Here is a 23,219-nt window from a genome sequence, read left to right as displayed (position 1 = left end):
CCAGCGTGGGAATGCCGTGGGTGATGCTCCGCGTCACAACTCTGCGCCGCGCTGCACACTCAAGGCAGGACGCGGAGCACGCTGAGCATGGGCACGATAGGGAATCAAAGCCTCACGACGAACAGCTGATTTCCAGGTGCTTGCCCCAGTCCGGCGGGCGTTGGGCGTAGCCTTGCATGCCGGGTTGTTCGCTGAAGGGGGTGCAGAGCACCTGATGCAGGCGGCGGACTTCTTCGTAGTCGCCTTTTTCCGCAGCAGCGATGGCGTTCTGTGCCAAGTAGTTGCGCAGGATGTATAGCGGATTGACCGCATGCATGCGGGTCTGACGCTCCTGCTCGGTGCCGTTGTCCTCAAGGGCAATACGCGCCTGATACGCGTGCGCCCAGCCATCGAAGCCCTTGATATCGACAAAGTCGTCACGCAACGTGCGCAACGCCTCGTCGGCTGGCTGGTCACCCAGGCGGCGGAAGAACAGGGTGTAATCCACGCCACTGTTCTGCATCAATTTCAGCAATTGGCTGACCAGTTGTTCGTCCTGATCATTCGCAACGGTCAGGCCCAGTCGGCGGCGCATCAGGTCCAGGTAGTGGGCCTGATACAACGGCAGAAACAAACCGATGGCCTCACGCAACGCTTCCACGCTGATGAACGGGGTCAGCGCCTGCGCCAGCGCGCTAAGGTTCCATTGCGCAATAGGCACCTGATTGCTGAAGGAGTAGCGACCTTCGTGATCGGAGTGGTTGCAGATGAAATGCTCATCGAAATCATCCAGAAACGCGAACGGTCCGAAATCGAAGGTAATGCCCAGAATCGACATGTTGTCGGTGTTCATCACACCATGGCAGAAGCCGTAGGCCTGCCACTTGGCAATCAGCTCGGCGTTGCGCTCGACGATTTCCCTGAACATCGCCAGATACGGCTCCGGCTGCTCCTGACAGTGCGGGTAATGCATCGTCAGCACATGCTCGGCGAGGGTCTTCAACTGCTCTGGCTGCTTGGTGTAGAAAAAGTATTCCAGACTGCCGAAACGCACATGGCTCTGCGCCAAGCGCAGCACCATGGCGGCATGTTCCTGGGTTTCGCGCCATACCGGCGTGCTGGAGCTGACCACACACCCCGCGCGGCTGCTGGGGATGCCCAGTGCGTGCAGGGCTTCGGAGGCCAGAAACTCGCGGATCGACGAGCGCAATACGGCGCGCCCGTCACCCATCCGTGAGTACGGTGTCTGGCCCGCGCCTTTCAGGTGCAGATCCCAATGCTCGCCGGCGTCGTTGTACACCTCGCCGAGCAACAGCCCGCGACCGTCGCCCAGGCGCGGGTTGTAGGAGCCGAACTGATGCCCGGAATACACCATCGCCCGAGGCTCTGCTTCGGACCACAGCTTGTGACCGCTGAAGATTTCCGCGAACAACGGCAGATCGGCCTGTTCAGGCGCCAGGTCCAGCAGCGCCAGCGCTGACTGGCTGGCAACCACAAGCTGCGGCGCATCAATGGGCTCAGGCAGCACGGAAGTGGAGAACGCGTCGCCCAGACGGGCAAAGCGGTTGTCGAAAATGAGTTCGTCGAGTGCTTTCAAAGCGTATCGCCTCCAGAGGGGGATTTCAGGCTTTCAACGAAGCGGCGGCCTGCCTGGCTCGTCGGGCGTGTTGCAACGGTCAGAACCCGTAGACCGGGTCCCTGGGTGGTAGTTCTGGTGATCGGGCCTGCGCCCGGACTACCGGTTCCGGCTTCGCTCGAAGGCGGCCAGAATCGTTCGTTCCGATTGCACCAGATAATCCTCGAGCATGCGCGTCGCCTCATCGGTCTTGCCCGCGTCCAGGCGCCCGAGTACCGCAGCATTCATGTCCAGATAAGGCGAATGCAACAGCTCGGGGTTGTTGAGCAGGCCGAAGGCCAGTCGCAACTCTGCCGATATCTGTGCATAAAACGCAACCAGTCGCGGGCTGTCGGACAGCTCGACGATGGCCTTGTGAAACATCATGTTGGCGGTGCCCACGGCAATCCAGTCCTTCGCTTCACGCGCCTGCACGCCGGCCTCGACCGCATTGCGCATGTGCAGCACACCGGGATGCTGTGGATAAGCCTGGGCAATCGCCCCGCATTCGATGAAGCGTCGAATGCGGTAGATATCGATGATCGAAGCCATATCAGGCTCGGCCACGGTGACGCCGCGATTGGGTTCGTGGGTCAGCAGTCCTTCCCGGGTCAGCACTCTGAAGGCTTCTCTCAGGGTGTTACGGGAAATATCCAGACTCTCGGCCAGAGCGGCTTCCGAGAGGCGCTGACCGGGTACCAGCTCGCCCTCGACCAGCATTCTGCGAAGCTCAGTGGTGATCGATTCTCCGAGGGTGCGAGGGAGGGCAGAGGCAGCGTCGTTCATAAAGGGTCCAGAGAAAGAAAAGCCAGGTCGATATTCCACGACAGCTCATTGGCTGGCAAGGACGAAGGTCAGCAGATGCTTCATCAGGTAGCACACCTGAGTCCCTGCGTAACAACACGGTGCACATGTTTGATCCATATCGCATACATTGTTCAACAATATTATCTTTGTGTATCTACAACTTGGCGCGTTTGAATGACCCTTGGCATGGTCATTGCTCTGGCAGAATACCTCTCATCTCAGGAATGCCGCCGTGACACAGACTGCCAATGAGTTCACCAAGGCGCGCCGCGCCTCTTTGATCGCCGCGATCTTCATGATGGCGACCTCTGCCATCGGTCCTGGCTTTCTGACCCAGACAGCCACGTTTACCGCGACGTTGGGGGCGGCGTTTGCCTTCGGCATCCTGGCTTCAATCCTGATCGACTTCGTGGTGCAACTGAATGTCTGGCGCATCGTCACGCTGACCAGAATGCGCGCGGCCGATCTGGCCAACGCGGCAATCCCGGGCAGCGGTTATCTGCTGGCGGTACTGGTGATCTTCGGCGGCCTGGTGTTCAGTCTGGGTAACATCGCGGGTGCGGGCCTGGGCTTGAATGCGTTGACCGGTCTTGACCCCAAATGGGGTGGCGCCTTGAGCGCGCTGATCGCCATCGCGATCTTCTCGTCGCACCGCGCCGGCATCGCCATGGACCGCATCATGATGGTGCTGGGCACCCTGAAGGTCGGTCTGATCCTGTTCGCCGCCTTTGCCTCGCACCCGCCGCTGGGTGAAGCGCTGCGCCAGACCATTCTGCCGGACATGGTCGATTTCGCGGCCATCACCACCATTGTCGGTGGCACGGTCGGCGGCTATATCACTTACGCCGGTGCTCACCGATTGCTGGATCGCGGCACCGTCGGGGTCGAGAACATCGATGTGGTGTCCAAGGCGGCGCTGACCGGTATTCTGGTCACCGGGGTTGTTCGTTACATACTGTTTCTGGCGATCCTCGGCGTGGTCGCCAGCGGCGTCGTCATCGATGTGTCCGGCAAGGGTGCAAACCCTGCGGCCCAGGCGTTCACCGCTGCCGCTGGCAACTTCGGCCTGATCATGTTCGGCCTGGTGCTCTGGGCGGCCGGCATCAGCAGCGTGATCGGCGCGTCCTATACTTCGATGTCGTTCATCACCGTGTTCTCCAAACGCATCACTGAACGCGCGCGCAACCTGGCGACGGTCGGCTTTATTCTGATCACCGTGGTCGTATACGTCATGTGGGGCAAACCACCGGCCGCGCTGCTGGTCTTTGCCGGGGGCTTCAACGGCTTGATCCTGCCGCTGGGCCTGAGCATTTTCATGTACGTCGGCTGGCGCCGGTCCGACATGATGGACGGCTACCACTACCCGCGCTGGCTATTGGTGCTGGGCGTGCTGACCTGCCTGCTGTCGTGGTACATGGCGTTCAAATCGGCGGGAGCCATCTTTGCCTTCATCAATGCAGCCTGATTTCGGAGAATAAAAATGCCTGCGATAGACCTCAACAGTGATCTCGGTGAAAGCTTCGGCGCCTGGAGCATGGGCGACGATGAGGCGATTCTCGATGTGGTCAGCAGCGCCAACGTGGCCTGCGGTTTCCATGCCGGTGACCCGGCCGGGATCCTGCGCACCCTCGAGGCCGCTGCGGCACGGGGCGTTGCCATCGGCGCGCATGTCGCCTACCCGGACCTGGTAGGGTTCGGCCGCCGCAACATGGACATCCCGAGCGACCAACTGACCGCCGACGTCATTTATCAGATCGGCGCACTGCAGGGCCTGGCCCGCAGCGCCGGGACCAGCGTGAGCTACGTCAAACCGCACGGCGCGCTGTACAACACCATTGCCGGTGATCAGCGTCAGGCCGCGGCGGTCATTCAGGCGCTGCTGCGCATTGATCCAGCGCTGAAGCTGGTGTGCCTGGCTAATTCCCCGCTGCTCGACTGGGCACGCGAAGCCGGGCTTTCCTGCGTCGCCGAAGCGTTCGCCGACCGCGCCTATACCGCTGAAGGCACGCTGGTCTCGCGCTCGCGGCCCGGTGCCGTGCTGCACGACGCCGAACGGATCGCCGAGCGCATGCTGCGCTTGGTGCGCGAAGGCGTCATCGAGGCTGAAGGTGGCCGCGAAATCAGCCTGCAGGCCGATTCGATCTGCGTGCATGGCGACAGTCCGGGCGCGGTGAACATCGCGCGTATTCTGAAAGACCGTTTGCACGACGCAGGCGTCACTGTCCGCGCATTCAATCGAGGCTGATCATGAATTCACTGCAACTCGCCCGCGAGGCAGCCAGCGCCGCCCGTGCCCGTTATCGCCAGGGATTCGTTGCGCCGACCGCTGGCCAAGCGCCCGGTCTGACCCAGTGCAACATGATCACGCTGCCGCGTGAATGGGCGTATGACTTTCTGCTGTTCGCGCAGCGCAACCCGCAAGCCTGCCCGGTGCTGGATGTGACCGAGCCCGGCAGCCACACCACGCTGTTGGCCGAGCAGGCTGATCTGCGCACCGACCTGCCCCTGTACCGGATCTGGCGCGACGGGCAACTGGCCGAAGAACTGAGTGACGTGAGCCACATCTGGGCGCAGCACACCGATCTGGTCAGCTTTCTGATCGGTTGCAGTTTCACCTTCGAAACCGACCTGATGCACGCCGGCATCGATGTGCGCCACATCAGCGAAGGCTGCAATGTGCCGATGTACCGCAGCAACCGCGTCTGCCGCCCGGCCGGCCGCCTGCAGGGCAACATGGTGGTGTCGATGCGCCCGATCGCGGCGGACCGGGTGGCCGAAGCGGCGCGCATCACCGGGCGCTATCCCGGTGTGCACGGCGCGCCAGTACACGTCGGCGAGCCTGGACTGCTTGGCATCAACGACCTGGCGAGCCCTGATTTTGGTGATGCGGTGACTATCAGGCCTGGCGAGATTCCGGTGTTCTGGGCCTGCGGTGTGACCCCGCAGGCAGTGGTCATGGCGTCCCGTGTGCCGTTCGCGATTTCCCACGCGCCGGGCCACATGTTCATTACCGATATTCCGGACAGCTACTACCACGTATAGGAGAGGCTCATGCGTTTCTACCCGGCCAACCTGGATGCACTCCTGGTTGAACTGTCGAATCTGGACGAGACCCTGGCCCTGTTCGAATCGTTACAGCAGATGCCCATCGCTGGCGTCGAGGAAATCGTCCCGGCCGCCCGAACGTTGCTGGTGCACTTTCGTCCGTCAGCCATCGGTTTCGAAGCGCTCGCCACACAGATCGCCTCGCGCGACATTCGTGGCAAGGCACGCGAGGCGGGCAAGCTGATCGAAATACCTGTGCATTACAATGGCGAAGACCTGGCCGATGTCGCCCGCGAGCTGGACATCAGCGTCGAGGAAGTGATCAAGCGTCACACTGGCAGCGACTACAACGTTGCGTTCTGCGGCTTTGCACCCGGATTTGCCTACCTCAGCGGTGGCGCCGGGTTCGTGGTGCCACGGCGCAGCACGCCGCGCACGCGTATTCCGGCTGGCGCAGTGGCACTGGCCGGTGGTTTCAGTGGCATTTATCCACAGGCCAGCCCCGGCGGCTGGCAGATCATCGGGGTGACCACCTCAACCATGTGGGATCTGGGCCGCGACGAGCCCGCCTTGCTCCAGCCCGGCTACCGCGTGCGTTTCCAGGATGCCGGTCCGCTCCCGGAGACTCGTGTGCAGGTTGCCGCACCTGTCCGGCCGCAGGCGACGACGGTCAGCGAAGACTATCTGCAGATCGAGACGCCAGGTCTGCAGACCCTGTTTCAGGACCTGGGCCGTCCCGGTCGCGCGGGGCAGGGTGTTTCCGCATCGGGCGCGCTGGATCGCGGCGCCTTGCGCGCTGCCAACCGCGCGGTGGGTAACGATCCGGCGACAGCGTGCCTGGAAATCCTCATGGGCGGCCTGACCTTCACCTGTCAGGGGCAGACCGTTGTGGCGATTACCGGTGCTCAGGCCCGCGTCGAAGTGCTGACCGCCGAAGGACAAAAATTGCAGCCGCGGCTTTATGCGCCATTTTCTCTACAGAACGGCGATCAGGTCAGCATCGGCTCCCCGACTGCCGGCCTGCGCAATTATCTGGCGGTTCGTGGCGGTTTCATTCATGAGCCGGTGCTCGGCAGCCTGTCCACAGACACGCTGGCCCAGGTCGGGCCCGCCGCGCTGGCAGCGGGTGACCGGCTGGGCTTCACGCGCAGAACCGGAGGCCCTGCGGTGTCGACTGCCGAACAACCGGCCTTCGAGATGCCGCGTAGCGATGAGGTCATCACCCTGGATGTGGTCATGGGCCCGCGCAGTGACTGGTTCAGCGCCGAAGCCCAGCAACTGCTGGCGCAACAGACCTGGCTGGTAACGCCGCAATCCAATCGTATCGGCATTCGCCTGGCGGGCGAGCAATCGCTGCAACGTGCCGTCGATGGCGAGTTGCCCAGCGAGGGCACCACGGTCGGTGCCATTCAGGTGCCGCCCAGTGGCCAGCCGGTACTGTTTCTGGCCGATCACCCGTTGACCGGCGGTTACCCGGTCATCGGCGCAGTCGCCACTTACCACCTGGACAAGGCCGGGCAGATTCCGGTCAATGCCCGCATTCGCTTCAACCCGCTGAGCGCCTTCGAGCCAGTGCGCCCCGCCACTTCAGACGAGACCAAGAACAGATGAAAAAGGTTCTGATTGCCAATCGTGGCGAAATTGCCGTTCGTATTGCCCGTGCCTGCCGTGACTACGGAGTCGCCTCGGTGGCGGTGTACGCCGATGCCGATATCGACGCGCTGCACGTGCGTCAGGCCGATGAAGCCTATGGGCTGCAGGGTGAGCGCCCGACCGACACCTACCTGAATATCGAAAAGCTGCTGGCGGTTGCCGCGCGTGCCGGTGCCGACGCGGTTCACCCAGGCTACGGCTTCCTCTCGGAGCGCGCCGAATTCGCCCGCGCGGTGATCGACGCCGGTCTGATCTGGATCGGTCCCGATCCTGCGACCATCGACGCACTGGGCGACAAGGTCCAGGCCCGGCGCATCGCACTGAAAGTCGGCGCACCGCTGGTGGCCGGTACGGAAGACCCGGTAAACGATGCCTCTGAAGTGGTCGCGTTTGCCGAGCAGCACGGCCTGCCGATTGCCATCAAGGCAGCCTTTGGCGGCGGTGGTCGCGGCCTGAAAGTTGCCTGGAAGCTCGATGAAGTCAGCGAGCTGTACGAGTCTGCGGTGCGTGAAGCGGTTTCGGCGTTTGGCCGTGGCGAGTGCTTCGTCGAGCGCTTTCTGGATCGCCCACGGCACATCGAAGCGCAGATCATCGCCGACCGTCATGGCCGGGTGGTTGTGGTCGGCACCCGTGACTGCTCGTTGCAGCGTCGCAACCAGAAGCTGATCGAAGAAGCGCCAGCGCCTTATCTGAATGACGAACTGCGCCAGCGCATTCATGAGTCGGCCCGCGCGGTCTGCGCCGAAGCGGGCTATGTCGGTGCCGGTACGGTGGAGTTCCTGCTCAGCGGCGATGGCACCCTGTCGTTCCTGGAGGTCAACACGCGCTTGCAGGTCGAACACCCAGTGACGGAAGAAACCAGCGGCGTGGATCTGGTCATCGAACAACTCCGCGTCGCCGACGGCCTGCCGCTGTCGTTCGATGTCACGCCTGTGCCACGCGGCCACAGCTTTGAATTTCGCATCAACGCCGAAGACGCGGGCAACGGCTTTCTGCCGACGCCGGGGTCTATCACTTTATTTCAGCCGCCGTCCGGTCCGGGCGTGCGCCTGGACACCGGCGTTGCAGAAGGCTCAAGGGTCTCACCGAACTTCGACTCGATGATCGCCAAGCTGATCGTCACCGGCGCAACCCGCGAACAGGCCATCAGCCGCGCCCGCCGTGCGCTGGCCGAGTTCAAGGTAGAAGGCGTGGCCACCGTGCTGCCGTTCCATCGGGCGGTCATGGACCATGCCGACTTCACCGCCGCCGACACCTTCGCGGTACACACCCGCTGGATCGAAACCGACTTCGCCGAGCACGTCACCATTGCCCCGCGCAACGCAGAGCCGGTCGATCCCGGCGTGCTGCGCACCTTCGTTGAAATCGACGGCAAACGCCACGAACTGGGCCTGCCTGCTGCGCTGCTGGCCGACATGAGCCTGAACGCTGCCGCCCCGGCTGACGCCAGCCAGCCAGCGGCCAACGCCCCGGACCCGCACGCAGTGCTGACACCGGTAGCGGGCAACCTGCATGCCTGGGCGGTTGAAGACGGTGCGACGGTAGAGAAGGGACAGGTGATCGCCATCATGGAAGCGATGAAGATGGAAACATCGATACTGGCGCCGTGTGCCGGAACCGTGCAGATCAGCAAGGAGCCTGGGGGGTATCTGGAGGCGAAGGTGGTGATTGGGCGGGTTGAGGCCTGATTTAATCGCTAGCGCGTGTCGACCGGACGGTAGCCCGGTCGACACACACTTTCACTCTTCTCAATCCAGCCGCAACTCAGGCGGCTCGGGCGCATCTTTGGTCGCCGGGGCCACTTTGGTGTTGACCGGTTGAAGGGTCGTCTGCCCAGCCGGTGCGCCATGCTTGTCGACCGGCTCTGCAGGTACCAGTTTGTATTCCAGGCCCTGGGTGTTCTTGAGGTAGATCTCCATCTGGCGGAACGAGATATTGATGTGCTGCTTCTTGAACTCGCGATTGATGAAGCGGTTGATCTCGTCGAGTACCGGGTTGCGGTCGCCCAGGTCGCGTACGTGCATGCGCAGTTCGTGGTCGAGGGTGCTTTCGCCGAAGTTCAGGAAGTAGACGATCGGCTCTGGTTCCTTGAGCACCCGAGGGTTTTCCCGGGCGGCTTGCAGCAGCAGGGAGCGCACCAGGTCCAGGTCCGAGCCATAATCCACGCCCAGCTTGAGGGTTACGCGGGTGACGGTGTCGGTCAGCGACCAGTTGATGAGCTGGCCGGTGATGAAGGTCTTGTTCGGGACGATGATGTCCTTGCGGTCGAAGTCGGTGATGGTCGTGGCACGGATGCGGATCTTGCTCACCGTCCCCGACAGGGCGCCGATGGTGATGGTGTCGCCGATCCGCACCGGACGTTCGAAGAGGATCATGATGCCGGAAATGAAGTTGGCGAAGATTTCCTGCATACCGAAGCCCAGACCCACCGACAGCGCCGCGACCAGCCACTGCAATTTGTCCCAGCTCACGCCCAGCGTCGACAGCGTGGTGACGAAGCCGACACCGGCGATGGTGTAAGACAGCAGCGTGGTTGTCGCGTAGGCACTGCCCTGCGCGAGGTTCATGCGTGACAGCACCAGCACTTCCAGCAGGCCGGGCAGGTTGCCGGCGAGCACGAAGGTGATGACGATGATCACCCCCGCACCGAGGAAGTCGCTCAGGCTGATCGGCACCATGCTCATGTTGGCACCGGTGCCGCTGGTGTATTCGTAGAGAATGATGTTGTCCAGGTAGGCGAACACGGTGATCAGCTCGGCCCACACCAGGTACAGCGCGCCTACGAATCCGGCCAGCAGGGCAAGACGGATCAAGCGCAGCGACTGCTGGTTGACCTGTTCGATGTCCAGCTTGGGCTCTTCGACCGGAATGTCGCTGTCGCCGTTTTCTCTGGCTGCCTGACGCTTGGCCAGCGCGCGCTGATAGGCCAGACGCCGGGCGGCCACGCTCAGGCCGCGGACGAACGTCGCCTCGACCATCAGCCAGATCATCATCAGGTACAGGGTGTCGATCAGGCGGTCGCTGAGCTTGAGCGCGGTGTAGTAGTAGCCAAAGCAAACCGCGAGGAAGAGCGCGACCGGCAATGCCGTGAACACCAAGCCGACGGTTTTGCGGAACAGTGAGGCGTTGTGATGCGTGGGGCTTGAGATCAGCAGGCGAGCGAGCAGCCAGGTCATCAGGGCGTAACAGGTCAGCACCACGCCAATCCCCAGCACGTCGTCGGCCAGTGCGGCAGGCTGGTGTTCAGCGACGGCCACCACCGCCACCAGGGCCAGAACGACCAGCCCCAGGCGACGCACCCAGCCACGCAGGAACTCGACCTGCGCGGTCTCCCAGCGGAAGTGCAACTGCGCAACGCCTGACGGGGCAAGCACGCGATAGGCGGTGTAGAACACCAGCCAGGCGAGGGCGATCTGCAGCAACGCCTCGCCCAGGTTGGCGTTTTGACCGCGGGCGTCGATCTGCAGCGCGTAGCCGCACAGGGCCAGCCCCAGTGCGACGGGCATGGCCAGCAGCACGTTGATCAGCAGCGCCAGTGGCGTCTTCCATTGACTGTCACGTTTGAAGTGACCGATGTCGGCGTGCAGGCGATTGAGCTTCTGGTACAGCGCCTTGCGCCGCCAGGTCAGTATGCCGATCAACAGCAGCAAGGGCAGGAACAGCAGCGGCCGCTGGGTCAGGCCATCTGACAGTTCGCTGAGGCTGGATGTCCACGGCAGGGTAGCGACCTGCTTTTGCAGGCGCGGCCAGATATTCTGAAACCACTCCACGTCCAGCGGCTTGTTGCTGGGGATCCAGAACATCTGCTCGTCGAGTGTGGCGCGCAGCCCCTGCGCGGTGCTGGTCAGCTGCTTCTGGTTCAGTTGCAGGGTGATGGATTCGTTGAGCAACGCGCTCAGCTCGCGATTGAGGCGCTCCAGCAAGTCACTGCGGGTGATGGCCAAGTCCAGCAACGTCCGGCGCAGTTGCGGGGTGACGTTTTCAGGCGGCTGGGTGGCGAGGAGCTTTTCGACGTAAGCGGTCGGTGTGCTCATCTGTTCGCGTTGCTGGTTGATGTCGAACTGATACAGGCGGATGTTGGCGATTTCGTCGGCCAGCCCCTTGTCCAGCTCCAGATGTGGCAACGCCTGCTTCTGCTTGTAGAGAATCTTGGACAGCAGCAGGCTGCCGCTCAGCACGTTGATCTGCTCGCTGAGGGCTTGATCGGTCTGGGTCAGGTTGTCCAGTTGCTGCTTGGTCTTGAGGTTCTGCTGGGTCAGCTCGTTGAGGCGATCGGTGCCGCGCAACAGGTAGTCCGACAGCTTGAGGTTGGCGGCGCTTTCGGTCGCCAGCAGGCTGCTGCCGCCGGACTTCTGCGCTTCCAGAGACAGGTCGGCAACCGTTTTCTGCGACTGGGCACGACGCTTGTCGTTGATCAGGGTCTGCAGGTCCTGAATTTCCTGCTCCTGGCGTGCGACCTTCTCGGTCAGCAAGTCATGCTGGCTGTTGCCCAGGTCCTGCAACTGGCTGTTGCCGGCCAGTTCCTGGCGACGCAGCAGGTTGAGGGCGTTGATCGAGGCCAGCTCTGCATTGAGCAGGTTGCGCTGGTCGGCGCTCAGGGTCTTGCCGTTGTCCTTGCCATTCTTGAGGATGGCGTTGATCTGCTGGATGCGTGTCTGGTTGGCGCTGATTTCGGTCTGGGCGCGCTCCGGCCGCGTTTGCGCGGTAATGGCCAGGCTGTTGGCGTCGTTGAGTTCGCTCTGCAGATCGCTTTGCTGGGTGCTGCGCTGACTGAGCAGTTGCTCCAGCTGCGGCACGTCGAGGCCGCCGTAGCGCTGGGCCACAGGCACCACTTTGCTTTCTTTCAGTCGGGCCAGTTCACGCTGGTTTTCCGAAGTCTGTTTTGGCGCCTGGGCGAGCTGCTGTTTGAGCGCTTCGAGCTTCTGCTCGCTGTCCTGCTTGCTGTTCAGAAACGCCAGTGTCTGCTCGAGGACCTGTTGCAGTGCCTTCTGCTCGGCGTCAGGCAGCTTGCGGTCGGCAATCTTGTCGAGGCTTTGCTGAACAGCGTCGCTGCTGGGCGGATCGGCGGCAAGCGCCGGGAAGGAAGACAGGCAGAGCGCAAACAGTGCGGCAGCACAAAAGGAACGCAGGGAAAACATAGACACCGGTCGCATGATGATACGTGTGGGTTGGCAGTTTAAAGGAACAGTCCGGGGCCCGGGCGGGTTCCTTCGGGGAATTTGACGCCCACTTTCTGGATCTTGTTCCCGTCCATGACGGCAACGGTCCAAATAGTTCCATTCCATTCAACCTGGTCGCCGACCACCGGCTCGCCACGGTTCTTCTGCACGATGAACTGGCTCAGCGGCATTCCTGGGTCTATGCCATCGAGTTTCAGACCATACAGGGCGGCCACTTCACCCAGCCTTGCGTCGCCTTCGAGCACGAAGTCGCCGAAGAAACGCAGGTCCAGCCCACGCTGCGGTGCCTGGCTGAACAATTTGCCCAGCGCCGGCAGGTCGTGTTCGTGGCCGATCACGCACAGCAGATCACCCACTTCCAGCGTCGTACTGCCGGACGGGTGGAGCAGTTGCTGGCCGCGGAACAGTGCCGCGATACGCGTGCCTTCCGGCATCTTCAGTTCGCGCAGCGCCGCGCCGATGCACCACTTTTCAGCGCCCAGGCGGTAGACGAACAACTCCCATTCACTGGTGACGTGCACCTCCAGCGCGGCTCGGGAAATCGGCGCGGGATCAGGCGGAACCGTCACTTTCAGCAGTTTGGCCATCCACGGCAGACTGGTGCCTTGCAGCAACAGCGAAACCAGCACGATAAAGAACGCCAGGTTGAAGTACAGCTGTGCGTTGGGCAGGCCGGCCATCAGCGGGAACACCGCGAGGATGATCGGCACCGCGCCACGCAGGCCGACCCAGGCGATAAAGGCTTTTTCGCGATCATGGAAGGCCTTGAACGGCAACAGGCCGACCATCACCGACAGTGGGCGTGCCACCAGAATCATCCACAGCGCCAGACCCAGCGCCGGTATCGCAATCGGCAGCAGATCGTGCGGCGTGACCAGCAGGCCCAGCACCAGAAACATGCCGATCTGCGCCAGCCAGGCCATACCGTCGAGCATGTGCAGGATGCCATGGCGGCTGCGAATCGGCCGGTTGCCGAGCACCAGGCCACACAGGTAGACCGCGAGAAAGCCGCTGCCGTGGATGGCGTTGGTCAGGGCGAAGATTGCCAGACCGCCGGCAATCACCAGAATCGGGTAGAGGCCGGCGGCCAGATTGATGCGGTTGACCAGTTGCAGCAGGATCCAGCCGCCGCCCAGACCGATGAAGCTGCCGATACCGAATTCCTGGATCAGGTGCCCCAGCAGTCCCCAGTGCAACCCGGTCTGCCCACTGGCGAGCATGCCGATCAGGGTGACGGTCAGGAACACGGCCATGGGGTCGTTGCTGCCCGACTCGATCTCGAGGCTGGCGGTAACGCGCTCGTTCAAGCCTTTGCCGCCCAGCAGGGAGAACACCGCCGCAGCGTCTGTGGAGCCGACGATCGCGCCGATCAACAGGCCCTGGATAACGCTGAGATTGAACAGCCACGCCGCCATCATGCCGGTCAGTACGGTGGTGATCAGCACGCCCACCGTCGCCAGCGACAAGGCTGGCCACAGCGCAACCCGGAAACTGGCCACCCGCGTTCGCAGCCCGCCGTCGAGCAGGATCACCGCCAGTGCAAGGTTGCCCACCAGGTAGGCGGTCGCATAGTTGTCAAAGATGATCCCGCCGCCATCGACGCCAGCCACCATGCCCACTGCGAGGATGATGACCAGGATCGGAATGCCGAGGCGCGACGAAAGAGAACTGACCAGGATGCTCGCGGCTACCAGCAACGCGCCGATCAGGAACAGGCTGTTGATGGTGGTGGCGTCCAAAGGCGGTACTCCGTAGAAAACTGAATTGAAGCGGGAAGGGCGAAAGCTGACCATGCAGTCCGCGTGCCAAGGGATTTAACCTGTTGAATTGCTTGGCTGTCAAAGAGCAATTTCGAGCGATTGACGCAGACCGGCGCTCCCGGGCTCACGATTGGTTGCAATCCAGCGGCTGACACATAGTTATATACCGCAGGCCAGGCCTTCTTGCTCCCTACTGTCAGGGCTCCAACCACCAAGAAGGTTCTTCATCATGGACGATGATTTTGCAGCACATTACAACTTCGACGACTTCGACGATGGCGACAGGGATGGCGATGATGACTCTGACGCAGAGTCCTTGACGCGAGAGCGCGAGGACTTTTCGGTCAGCGATCACTTCCGGCTTCACCCGATCAACCTGCAGTCACCTGCCGCCCTTGCTGCGCGGGATGTGGCACAGGAATGCCAGTCAAGGTGGGGTATCGAGATCGATCCGGACGACACTTTGATCGCCACGCTGTATATCGAAGACCCGAAGCTCTACCCCGCCCCTCACCGCGCCAATGTCGCTCATTCGATGACGCTGACCGAGGCGCTGCTGCGCAACTGGCAGCAGAAGGGCAATGGTGACTGGTTTGATCACCTCGGGCATTTGCAGCCCCATCATGAGGACGGTCTCGACTGTCAGGTCGTGGATGAAAAACTACCGTCCTATGACTGCGTCGCTTATGAGGCGGTGTACCGGAAATCCGATCCGCAGCACTACGATTCGACGACGCAACTGCGCCTGACGGCCGAGGCGTTCAAGCAATACATCTGGGATCACAACCTGCAAGCCGGCTATCTCGCCTACCTGAAACAGTTCTGGCAGGCGCACGCAGAAGACTACAACCTGATGCTCAAGGCCGGTCTGTTCAGGTCGGCCTGGCTGCAAGCCGAGGAAAACACGCTCAAGGCCGAGCACAAGGACAGGGTGCTGGAGGCGCTCGGGCTGCCCGCTGATCAGGGTTGGAAACAGCTGAGTTTCGACACTTTTGTCGCCGCGCCGATTTCCACTCGGGTGACGATTTCCGAATTGCAGGTGCACGGCTACAGCGCGGCCGACATCATGGTCATACGCAGTGCCGATTCGCCGACCGTGCTGCTCTATATCCCCGGCAACTCGTCACCGATTCATACCTTCGCCAACGCCGACGCGCTCAAGGACTGGATCGCGCTGATGTGCAAGGATTCAGGCAAACGCCGGTCTTTCGAGGGGCATTTCAGTGCTGCGGATGACGTCGATGGCTTTTTCTACAGTGGCGTTGCCACCGCCCTCAGAGGCTTCGCTGTCTACCCGAAACTGCTGGACTCAGCGACCGGGGCGTGGAACCCGCGCAAACTGGTGCAGTTCGGCGAGCCGCTGCAGCCCTGGCCGTTCTCGCACTTCAAGTATCGGGTCAAGGCTAAGTCTGAAGCGGACGCGCTGCAAAAAATACGCAGCCATGGCGATTACTGGAAAGAGGAAGTCAGCAGCGGGCTGAGTGAGTGCGTGTCTGTCCTGGGCGGCGTCGCGATCGTCTTTCCTGAACTGATTCCGGTCATCGCGGGGCTGTCTCTCGCGCTGGTCGGGCTGGGCGTCGATGCGGCGGTCAATGGCCGCACGCTGGACGAGCGCCAGGCGGGGCTTGGGCGGATTGCCTTCGGGGTGTTGAACGCGTTGCCGATCCTTGCCGAGGAGGGCGCTGCGGTCGAGGCGGGCGCCGAAACCGGGCTGATTGACGAGGCGGGAGACGGTTATGAGGTTCCTGGCCCAACCACCCCGATCGACCCTGCTGTCGAGGTCGAGCCGATTCCGGTGTTCAGGGAAGAGCCGCCGGCCTTGCGTTCGCTCGATGCCAAAATGCGCCGCCTGTTGCGCGCGCTCGAAGTGACTCAAGACCTGCCAGGACTGGCCTCGGGCGAAGTGGCGGGTATTTATCCGCTGCAAGGCAAAAGTTACATCGAGCTGCATGATCAGGCGTTTCGGGTCGAGTGGGTGCCACAGGAAAAGCAGTACCGGATTCGCTCTGATTCTGATCCGCGTGTCTGGGGCCCCTATGTGAAGACTATCGACACCGGCTATTGGGACCTGGACCTCAAGCTCGGGTTGCGTGGTGGGGAAAGCTTCGACGGCTCGCGATTGCCGCCGGCCAGTGAGGCAGACAGCGCCGTGGTGGCGGTCATGCCTGAAGAGCCAGCCGTCGAGATTCAGCGCTGGGGGCCCAAGGTGCAGGTGGAGTTGCCTCTGGACGGAATCCTCATTGAGGAAGTCCTGAGCCAGTCGAAAGGGACGGTCGTAGAGAAATATTTCATTCAGCTCAAGGGGGCAAAGACAAATGTCTATTACGACCCCGACAGTCGCTGCTGGCGAACTGACCCATCTGACAAAGTCGGTCTGGTGTGGCGAGATCGCGACGGGGTGTGGAACCGCGGTTCAAAAGACGCATTCTTGAAAGTGGAGGCAAAACTGCCCCAGAGCCATCGTTTTGAGCTCTATTCTTTTCCTCGTGTCCCGAGGCTGCCTGCAGACGCCAAACCCGTCAGTCGCATGGTTCATCACATCTGGATGGGGGAGCGAATGCCGGGTGCAGATCTTCTGGACAACATGCTGCACAACATGCGCACCAGTCCGGATTTACGTTTTCAACTGCATATTGATATCGATGATCCGGCGGCGTATGAGCAACTGTTCGATCACTTTTTTGAACACCCGCAAATGCACATTTCCTTTCTCAAGGAAGAACCGTTCTATTCCGGGTTCCTGACGGGTAAAAATGCCGAGGCATTCAACTATTTCAGGTATTCGGATAACCGTAATTACGCGGCTGCTTCGGATATTCTGCGTTATCGGTTGATTGACGAGTATGGCGGCATCTATCTCGACTGCGACGATACGATCAATGTCCCTTTCGCGGATGTCCCATTGAAGGCCGGTCCGAATGACGTACTGTTAGGAGGGCGCGTAGACGCTCGGCAATTGAGCTACACCGGGCCAAACAATAGCCACTTCGCCAGTCACCCGGACAATCCGGTTTTAAAGCGGATGCTCAAAGAAATTAAAATACGTTTTGACAGTGAGAAGCAGACGAACAAGTCTTTCTTCAGCACTCGCAGACCTTACATCGACCGTACCGATGAAGCTTCGCAAGCTGCATCGAAAACTAGAATGACGCCTTATATGACGCGGATTTCGTACCTGACCGGCCCTAAATTGATGTCAGATGTGCTGAGAACGCTGCGGCCTGACTGCTTCGACCTGCTGGAGCGCTCCTATCTTGCACCTGGTGAAGTCGTGTCTCCGATATACAACGCCTATCTGAATGATGCAGTGGACTTCTATTTCCCCTTCAAGGCCAAGGCAATAATCACTGCAGGCGCTGCGAACGGTTGGTAGCCTTCGATGTTTGCAGCGGCTCGTCGGCTGAGCCGCTGCATGCATTCAACATCAGGTGAAGGGTATAGATAGTTAGCGCCACCAACGCTCTGATGAATGATTACGTGCATGACTTCTCTCTTACAGGAAGACGTCATGACACCTAACCCCCTGGAAACACCCAGAACCGACCCGCAACTGCTGCGCGAACGTGCGCAGCAGTTCGTTCTCGATTATCCCGACCTCTACGATCTGGCCCATACCGCCGCCAGCAGGATCATTCTGCAGCACACCCAGCGCGTGTTCGCCCCGGAGCAGGTGTATTGGCATCGTTTCAGCAGTGCCAGCAGCAGTCCGCGCACGTTTACCGGCTGGCAGCATTCCGGAACGCCGGTGCAGTCGATGACCTTGATCGAGCTGCTCATGCGGCACTTCAGCGCCCACGATCAGGAAGCCAGCGACGAGCTTTCCCTGTACGGCGGTTTCTATACCAATGGCCCGGATCATGGGGTTTTCGACGAGCGCAACGAGGTGCCCATGCTTCCTCAGGACGTGCTCAGAGACATGTGGACGCTTGATTTCAGCGCGCTGTACACCCGCCGTATGGAGCGTTTCTGGAGCCTGCACAGCGAGAACTTTTGCACCCTGGCCAAGGCACGCTATCTGGTCGCCGCCAGTCACTGCCTGCGCAAGGGCCAGCTTTCAGCCGATGATTTCAAGCACGTCACGTGCGTCGTCACCGCCGATCCCTTACAGACGCCTAAGCTGAAGGCGTTGCAGGGTCCGCTTCCTGCAACTCCCGGTGTCACGGTACATACGCTGGATATCGACGGCATCAAGGCCCATGACATTTTGCGTATCGTCACCGCCGCTGGCCGCGAGATCGTCTACTGGCCCGATGCCGAGCAGCCGTTCATGGCGTTCGATAGCGAGCGCGCGGTGTACCGCTGGCTCAAGGCCCGGTTCATGGGCGAGCACACAGACAAGGCGATCACGCGCCAGTTTCTGCGTGGTGAGGCGTCCCGGACCAAGGATAGCGATCGATTCTTTCGCGCGGTTAGCCAGTTGCTCGAGCAAGATTGGCGCGCCGATGTTCGACTCGTCAATCTGGTGCAGGCGCCTATCGCGGGTGATCCCTTCGTGTATCTGCGAGACGTCGCCCGACAGGGAATGACCGCCGATGCACGTGAACTGCTGACCTCCAATGCGGATCTGCGCAAACAGATGTGGATCGGCTACCTGGGCGCGTTCATGCAGGCGTTTGGCGGGCTTGCGCCGTTGGGCTGGCCGATCGCCTTGACGCTGGTTGGCGCAAGTCTCGCCAATACCGGTTTGAACATCGACCAGGCGGTCAATGGCAAGACCGCTGCGCAGCGCAAGGCGGGCGTGCTGGGCGCGATCATCAACATCATTTATCTGCTGTTCAATCTGCCTCTGTTGATGTCCATACGTGCCGTCCCTCAGCCTGTGCCGTTGGCTGCAACCGAAGGGCTGCCGATCTCCAGCGAGGTGCTGGAAAGCAGCAGCGCGCCGGCCCATCCGCTGGACAATATGGAAGGCAACCTGCTGCTCGACAGCCTGACGCCTTCAGCTGCGGAGGGCAGGTTTCGCGGCATCTACACGCTGGGCAATGGCGAAACCTGGATCAAGCTTGCGCAACTGCCCTATCGCGTAATGTTCAATGAACAGCAGCAGTTCTGGTTTATCGTCAACCCGGACAACCCGTTTGCATTCGTGGGCAGCAAACCGGTGCGCTTGAACGCCAGCGGAGAGTGGACGTTGCTTGGCTCGCCTGGTCTGCAGGGCGGTGCCCCGATGGATGTGCCGGTGCCGTCAAGCAGTGCATCCGCCGCGACGGGCAAGCCTTATGTGACCGTGCACTCGGCCTTTTGGGACAGGTATCTGCAAACGGATCTGTTCAATGAGCAACACTATTCTGAAGTGGCGCTGGCCCGGCAGAAAGCCGTCATAACGGTTTGGGAACCTAGCCCTGAAGAAGCCCCAATGTCGGACTCATCACCCGACGGCGATGAGGTGTACAAAGACCCTTGGCATGGCAAACATCGGGTTTTCAAGCTCGGAGAGGACGACTATTACGGCAGAAATATCATGCTCTATACCCAGGACGATTCGGAATTCAATCAGTTCCTGCGCACGGGCGAACGCAACAGGGCCGATCAGGAACGGATCATCGAACGACTGGCCGATGACACCCGTGTGGTGGGGTACAACAATGATGTCGAGTTGTACCGCGGCGGCAGTGGTGATCGAGGAACATCGGGCGCTGTGTTCCGCAGCGGGCAGATCAAGGTCGGTGATGTGCTGGTCAATACCGATGTCACCTCGTTCAGCGAAAACCCCTATGTGGTCAGCGCCTTCGCCAGCAGTCGGGCCGGTGCACCCGCTAACACCTTGATCGGGCCGGTAACCTTCGATGACACCTCGGTGGTCTTCGTTCTGCCCAAGGGCCGATACCTGCGGGCCACACCGATTGCACCGTTTTCAGCCTCGCCCGAGGAAGCCGAATCGATCTTTTTGCCCGGCTGCTACTTTCAGATCGACAGCATCGAAGAGGTGAGCGGCGAGTTTTACCGCATCATGAAAATCCAGATGCAGGAGGTGGATCGTCCTGCTCAAGGACGCGCGCTTTACGACATGCGCACGGGCGAGCCCTTCAGCCGAGAGCAGTACGCACTCGAGCTGGGTAACGATGCCAAGCCACTGGTCGACCGGTTTTTTCCGCAGGAGCCACTGGCGGATCTGTTCGGCTTTCACTGATCAAGCGCTGGCCAGGTTTTCATCAGAACCAGTCGTCGCGCATTGCCAGGCAGGTGTCATCACGGCTTTCCAGAATCGCCAGTTCGTGATGGCAGCCCGGTATTTCCCACGTCAGGAAGTATCGGGCGGCTTGCAGTTTGCCGCGGTAAAAGTCGCCGTCGGCCTGATTGCCGCCACTCAGGCCTTCTTCTGCGCGGACCGCCTGTTCGAGCCATCGCCAACCGACTACCGTATGGCCGAATGCCTTGAGGTACAGCGCCGAATTGGCCAGCGTGCTGGTGATTCTGCCCTGTGCCAGATCGGTGAGCAGCCCGAGGGTGACGGCCTGCACGCGTGCGACCAGTTGCTGCAGGGGCTGGCGCAGTTCGTCGAGTGCCTGATGAGCCTGGGCGCGTTCGCAGGTCGCCGAGATCAGGCGCAGCAGTTGCTTGAGGCCGGTGCCGCCATTCTGCGCCAGCTTGCGGCCAAGCAGGTCGAGCGACTGGATACCGTGAGTGCCTTCATGGATCGCATTGAGGCGGTTATCCCGGTAATACTGCTCGACCGGGTATTCGCGGGTGTAACCGTGGCCGCCCAGGACCTGGATCGCCAGTTCGTTGGCCTTCAGGCAGAACTCCGACGGCCATGACTTGACCACCGGGGTCAGCAGGTCCAGCAATTCGTGCGCGTGCTTGCGATCGTCTTCGCTTTCGCCGGTCTGTGTGTCATCGAACAGCCGCGAGGCGTACAGGCACAGGTCAAACGCGCCTTCCACGTAAGCTTTCTGGGTCAGCAGCATGCGCCGCACGTCAGCATGCTCGATGATGGACACCGGCTTGCTGTCCGGGCTTTTGCTGTCCGGCAAGCGCCCTTGCGGCCGCTCGCGGGCATACTCCAGTGAATAGAGGTAGCCGGAATAACCCAGCATCGCCGCACCAAGCCCGACGCCGATACGCGCTTCGTTCATCATCTGGAACATGTAATTCAGGCCATGATGAGGCTTGCCCACCAGATAGCCGACACACTCACCGTTATCGCCGAAATTCAGCGCGGTGGAGGTGGTGCCTTTCCAGCCCATCTTGTGAAACAGACCCGCCAGCATTACATCATTGCGTTTGCCGAGGCTGCCGTCATCGTTGACCAGAAACTTGGGCACGATGAACAGCGAGATACCTTTGACCCCGGCTGGCGCATCCGGCAGTTTTGCCAGGACCATGTGCACGATGTTCTCCGACAGCGAATGATCACCGCAGGAAATGAATATCTTGTTGCCACGCAACCGATAAGTGCCGTCGCCTGCCGGCTCGGCGCGTGTGCGGATATCTGACAGCGATGAACCGGCATGCGGCTCGGTCAGCGCCATGGTGCCGAAGAAGCGTCCTTCGATCATGGGTTGCAGAAAACGCTGCTTCTGCTCGTCGTTGGCAAAACTCTCGATCAGATTGGCCGCGCCCATCGTCAGGAACGGATACGACGTGGTGCCGACATTGGCCGCCTGAAAGTGGGCAAAACAGGCTTGCGACAGCAGGGTAGGCAACTGCATGCCGCCTGCTTCGAAGTCGCGTGATGCATTGAGAAAGCCGGCCTCGAGAAACGCGTCTATCGCGGGCTTGACCTCAGGAATCAGGATCGCTTCGCCGTTTTCATAGCGCGGCTCGTTTTCGTCAGCCTTGCGGTTGTGCGGTGCAAAGTACTTTTCCGCAATGGCGCGCGCCGTTCCCAGCGCCGCATCAAAGGTTTCCCGCGAGTGCTCGGCAAAGCGCTCGCGACGCGTCAGACCTTCGGCGTCCAGCACTTCATACAGCTCGAAAGCCAGATTTCGGGAACTGAGCAGCGACTCGGACATGATGGCGTACCTGATTTTTTGGAATCTTCCGAGTCTAGAGCCGGGCGTGCGCGATGAACAGGAGGATTGACGAGCGTGATGGGGGTGTAAAAAGAACACGCCTGGAAATCGGCCGTCAGCTTTCCACGCATCTGTTGTCGATAAAAATCTAACTACTGGTATTTTTATCAGGTTCTCCTGCCCGATTTTTATTTCAGAGTATAGGCGTAAGTTAATGAGCTACGACTATCAAGGAGAAGGGTTATGGACTCAAAGGTTATTGTAATGGATATAAGTCCGGCTACTATTCAGGCAGGTTGGAGGGGAGAGGCTGTGCCCAGTGTTGACCTTCCGGTGCCGGAAAAGCTTTTCGATGAAAAGGGAGAGGTTGTCGAGTGGGGGGCAGTTTCAGCGCTGTTGGATACGGTACTGCTGGATAAGTTTAAATGGTCAGACAGTGACGAGGTGACGGTTATATATGTTGTCCCATCTAAGATGCCGAAGGTGGGCAGGGAAAAACTTCTTCAGCTAAGCTTTGACGACGACAAATATAGGCTGGAGGGGGTTTTTCTGAAGTCGGCTGCTTCTGCAATTCTTTTTTCATTGGATCGTACAAAAACGACGCTGGAGGGTGAAGCGGTTCCGGAGGTGAACGGGGTCGCAATAAGGACGGATAAAAAAACGGCTATCATCACGGTTGACCCTGTTTTTCAGGATGTACTACTTCCTTCGGCGGCACTGAAACTGACCAGAAATAATTGGGGAAGCTCGTTCGATCCTCAGCTCGCACTGCCTGACGATTCTATTAATATCTTGGCCGATACGATTGTGCTGGCTGTGCAAAAAACTGATGTTGGTATTCGCTCATTGCTTTATAAAAGCCTGGTGCTGTCAGGTAGCAGAGTTAATGAGTCAGGATTTTATGAGAAGCTTAAAAAGAGTATTACTGAAAAAGCGCCCAAGGGAGCACTGATTGGTATGACGCTTGATCCTAAGCCGGAAAGTGCCGCATGGCGAGGTGCAGCCATGTATGCCGCTTCTGCAGGGTTTGTTGAAGGCGCAGTAACCAAGCAGGAATATAACCATTACAATGCAAACGTTGTTCATAGTAAATGTCCGTTTTAATGTGGCTGTACTAGCGGCGGTCTATGCGTACTGTATTGACAGTTTGAAGATTGCTGACGCAGAGCGTCCATAACTGCGTGCCATCGCTGAGTGGCACGATATTCGTTGCAGAGCATGGGAA

The 23,219-nt window shown here is 60.4% G+C and carries 13 protein-coding genes; 8 read left to right on the top strand and 5 right to left on the bottom strand.

Going from position 1 to position 23,219, the window contains the following annotated elements; all coding sequences use genetic code 11:
• Positions 1-112: 112 nt before the first annotated feature.
• Positions 113-1,576, bottom strand: a complete 1,464-nt coding sequence (gene selO / locus LIX91_RS11090; protein WP_100072821.1) for a protein adenylyltransferase SelO — start codon at positions 1,574-1,576, stop codon at positions 113-115.
• A gap of 138 nt (positions 1,577-1,714) precedes the next feature.
• Positions 1,715-2,380 (bottom strand): GntR family transcriptional regulator, encoded by a 666-nt coding sequence (locus tag LIX91_RS11085; RefSeq protein ID WP_080052450.1) that lies wholly within the window; start codon positions 2,378-2,380, stop codon positions 1,715-1,717.
• A gap of 253 nt (positions 2,381-2,633) precedes the next feature.
• On the opposite strand from LIX91_RS11085, the gene LIX91_RS11080 reads away from it, so the two are divergent.
• From LIX91_RS11080 to LIX91_RS11060, 5 genes are read left to right on the top strand one after another with little or no spacing between them, the layout of a single operon-like run.
• A complete protein-coding gene (locus LIX91_RS11080; protein WP_003414365.1) occupies positions 2,634-3,866 on the top strand; it encodes an NRAMP family divalent metal transporter in 1,233 nt (410 codons plus the stop codon).
• Positions 3,867-3,881: 15 nt separating this feature from the next.
• Positions 3,882-4,646, top strand: coding sequence for a LamB/YcsF family protein (locus tag LIX91_RS11075; protein ID WP_226488484.1), 765 nt, complete (start codon positions 3,882-3,884; stop codon positions 4,644-4,646).
• Between the two features lie 2 nt (positions 4,647-4,648).
• On the top strand, positions 4,649-5,443 hold the full coding sequence (locus LIX91_RS11070; RefSeq protein ID WP_226488483.1) for a putative hydro-lyase: 795 nt from the start codon (positions 4,649-4,651) through the stop codon (positions 5,441-5,443).
• Positions 5,444-5,452: 9 nt separating this feature from the next.
• Positions 5,453-7,057 (top strand): 5-oxoprolinase/urea amidolyase family protein, encoded by a 1,605-nt coding sequence (locus LIX91_RS11065; protein WP_003414370.1) that lies wholly within the window; start codon positions 5,453-5,455, stop codon positions 7,055-7,057.
• Positions 7,054-8,787: a biotin carboxylase N-terminal domain-containing protein gene (locus tag LIX91_RS11060; protein WP_226488482.1), complete on the top strand. Its 1,734-nt coding sequence runs from the start codon at positions 7,054-7,056 to the stop codon at positions 8,785-8,787. Before LIX91_RS11065 ends, LIX91_RS11060 begins: the two co-directional genes overlap by 4 nt.
• Positions 8,788-8,847: 60 nt before the next feature.
• On the opposite strand, the gene mscK is transcribed toward LIX91_RS11060, so the two are convergent.
• The gene (mscK, locus tag LIX91_RS11055) at positions 8,848-12,237 is read right to left on the bottom strand and encodes a mechanosensitive channel MscK (RefSeq protein ID WP_181017083.1); all 3,390 of its coding nucleotides are present in this window, start codon (positions 12,235-12,237) and stop codon (positions 8,848-8,850) included.
• Between the two features lie 38 nt (positions 12,238-12,275).
• Positions 12,276-14,018: a potassium/proton antiporter gene (locus LIX91_RS11050; RefSeq protein WP_003414375.1), complete on the bottom strand. Its 1,743-nt coding sequence runs from the start codon at positions 14,016-14,018 to the stop codon at positions 12,276-12,278.
• A gap of 250 nt (positions 14,019-14,268) precedes the next feature.
• Between LIX91_RS11050 and LIX91_RS11045 the strand changes: the two genes are divergently transcribed.
• Together LIX91_RS11045 and LIX91_RS11040 are read left to right on the top strand one after the other, a co-directional pair.
• On the top strand, positions 14,269-17,412 hold the full coding sequence (locus LIX91_RS11045; RefSeq protein ID WP_226488511.1) for a dermonecrotic toxin domain-containing protein: 3,144 nt from the start codon (positions 14,269-14,271) through the stop codon (positions 17,410-17,412).
• Positions 17,413-17,547: 135 nt separating this feature from the next.
• Positions 17,548-20,169, top strand: a complete 2,622-nt coding sequence (locus LIX91_RS11040; RefSeq protein WP_226488481.1) for a dermonecrotic toxin domain-containing protein — start codon at positions 17,548-17,550, stop codon at positions 20,167-20,169.
• 22 nt (positions 20,170-20,191) lie between these two features.
• On the opposite strand, the gene LIX91_RS11035 is transcribed toward LIX91_RS11040, so the two are convergent.
• The gene (locus LIX91_RS11035; RefSeq protein ID WP_226488480.1) at positions 20,192-21,994 is read right to left on the bottom strand and encodes an acyl-CoA dehydrogenase; all 1,803 of its coding nucleotides are present in this window, start codon (positions 21,992-21,994) and stop codon (positions 20,192-20,194) included.
• Positions 21,995-22,237: 243 nt separating this feature from the next.
• Here LIX91_RS11035 and LIX91_RS11030 point away from each other — a divergent pair, with 243 nt between their 5' ends.
• The gene (locus LIX91_RS11030) at positions 22,238-23,098 is read left to right on the top strand and encodes a syringactin (protein WP_226488479.1); all 861 of its coding nucleotides are present in this window, start codon (positions 22,238-22,240) and stop codon (positions 23,096-23,098) included.
• The last annotated feature ends 121 nt before the right edge of the window (positions 23,099-23,219 follow it).

The organism is Pseudomonas sp. B20 (assembly GCF_020515755.1).
GTDB lineage: Bacteria > Pseudomonadota > Gammaproteobacteria > Pseudomonadales > Pseudomonadaceae > Aquipseudomonas > Aquipseudomonas syringae.
The sequence above is the reverse complement of the archived record's forward strand: the minus strand, read 5'-3'. Positions and strand labels throughout refer to the sequence as shown.

What these genes read in the sequence shown, in the direction of transcription:
- LIX91_RS11030 (WP_226488479.1), top strand. Translation starts at nt 22,238, where the DNA reads ATGGACTCAAAGGTTATTGTAATGGATATAAGTCCGGCTACTATTCAG.
- LIX91_RS11035 (WP_226488480.1), bottom strand. Translation starts at nt 21,994, where the DNA reads ATGTCCGAGTCGCTGCTCAGTTCCCGAAATCTGGCTTTCGAGCTGTAT.
- LIX91_RS11070 (WP_226488483.1), top strand. Translation starts at nt 4,649, where the DNA reads ATGAATTCACTGCAACTCGCCCGCGAGGCAGCCAGCGCCGCCCGTGCC.
- LIX91_RS11065 (WP_003414370.1), top strand. Translation starts at nt 5,453, where the DNA reads ATGCGTTTCTACCCGGCCAACCTGGATGCACTCCTGGTTGAACTGTCG.
- LIX91_RS11040 (WP_226488481.1), top strand. Translation starts at nt 17,548, where the DNA reads ATGACACCTAACCCCCTGGAAACACCCAGAACCGACCCGCAACTGCTG.
- LIX91_RS11045 (WP_226488511.1), top strand. Translation starts at nt 14,269, where the DNA reads ATGGACGATGATTTTGCAGCACATTACAACTTCGACGACTTCGACGAT.
- LIX91_RS11075 (WP_226488484.1), top strand. Translation starts at nt 3,882, where the DNA reads ATGCCTGCGATAGACCTCAACAGTGATCTCGGTGAAAGCTTCGGCGCC.
- LIX91_RS11060 (WP_226488482.1), top strand. Translation starts at nt 7,054, where the DNA reads ATGAAAAAGGTTCTGATTGCCAATCGTGGCGAAATTGCCGTTCGTATT.
- LIX91_RS11085 (WP_080052450.1), bottom strand. Translation starts at nt 2,380, where the DNA reads ATGAACGACGCTGCCTCTGCCCTCCCTCGCACCCTCGGAGAATCGATC.
- mscK (WP_181017083.1), bottom strand. Translation starts at nt 12,237, where the DNA reads ATGTTTTCCCTGCGTTCCTTTTGTGCTGCCGCACTGTTTGCGCTCTGC.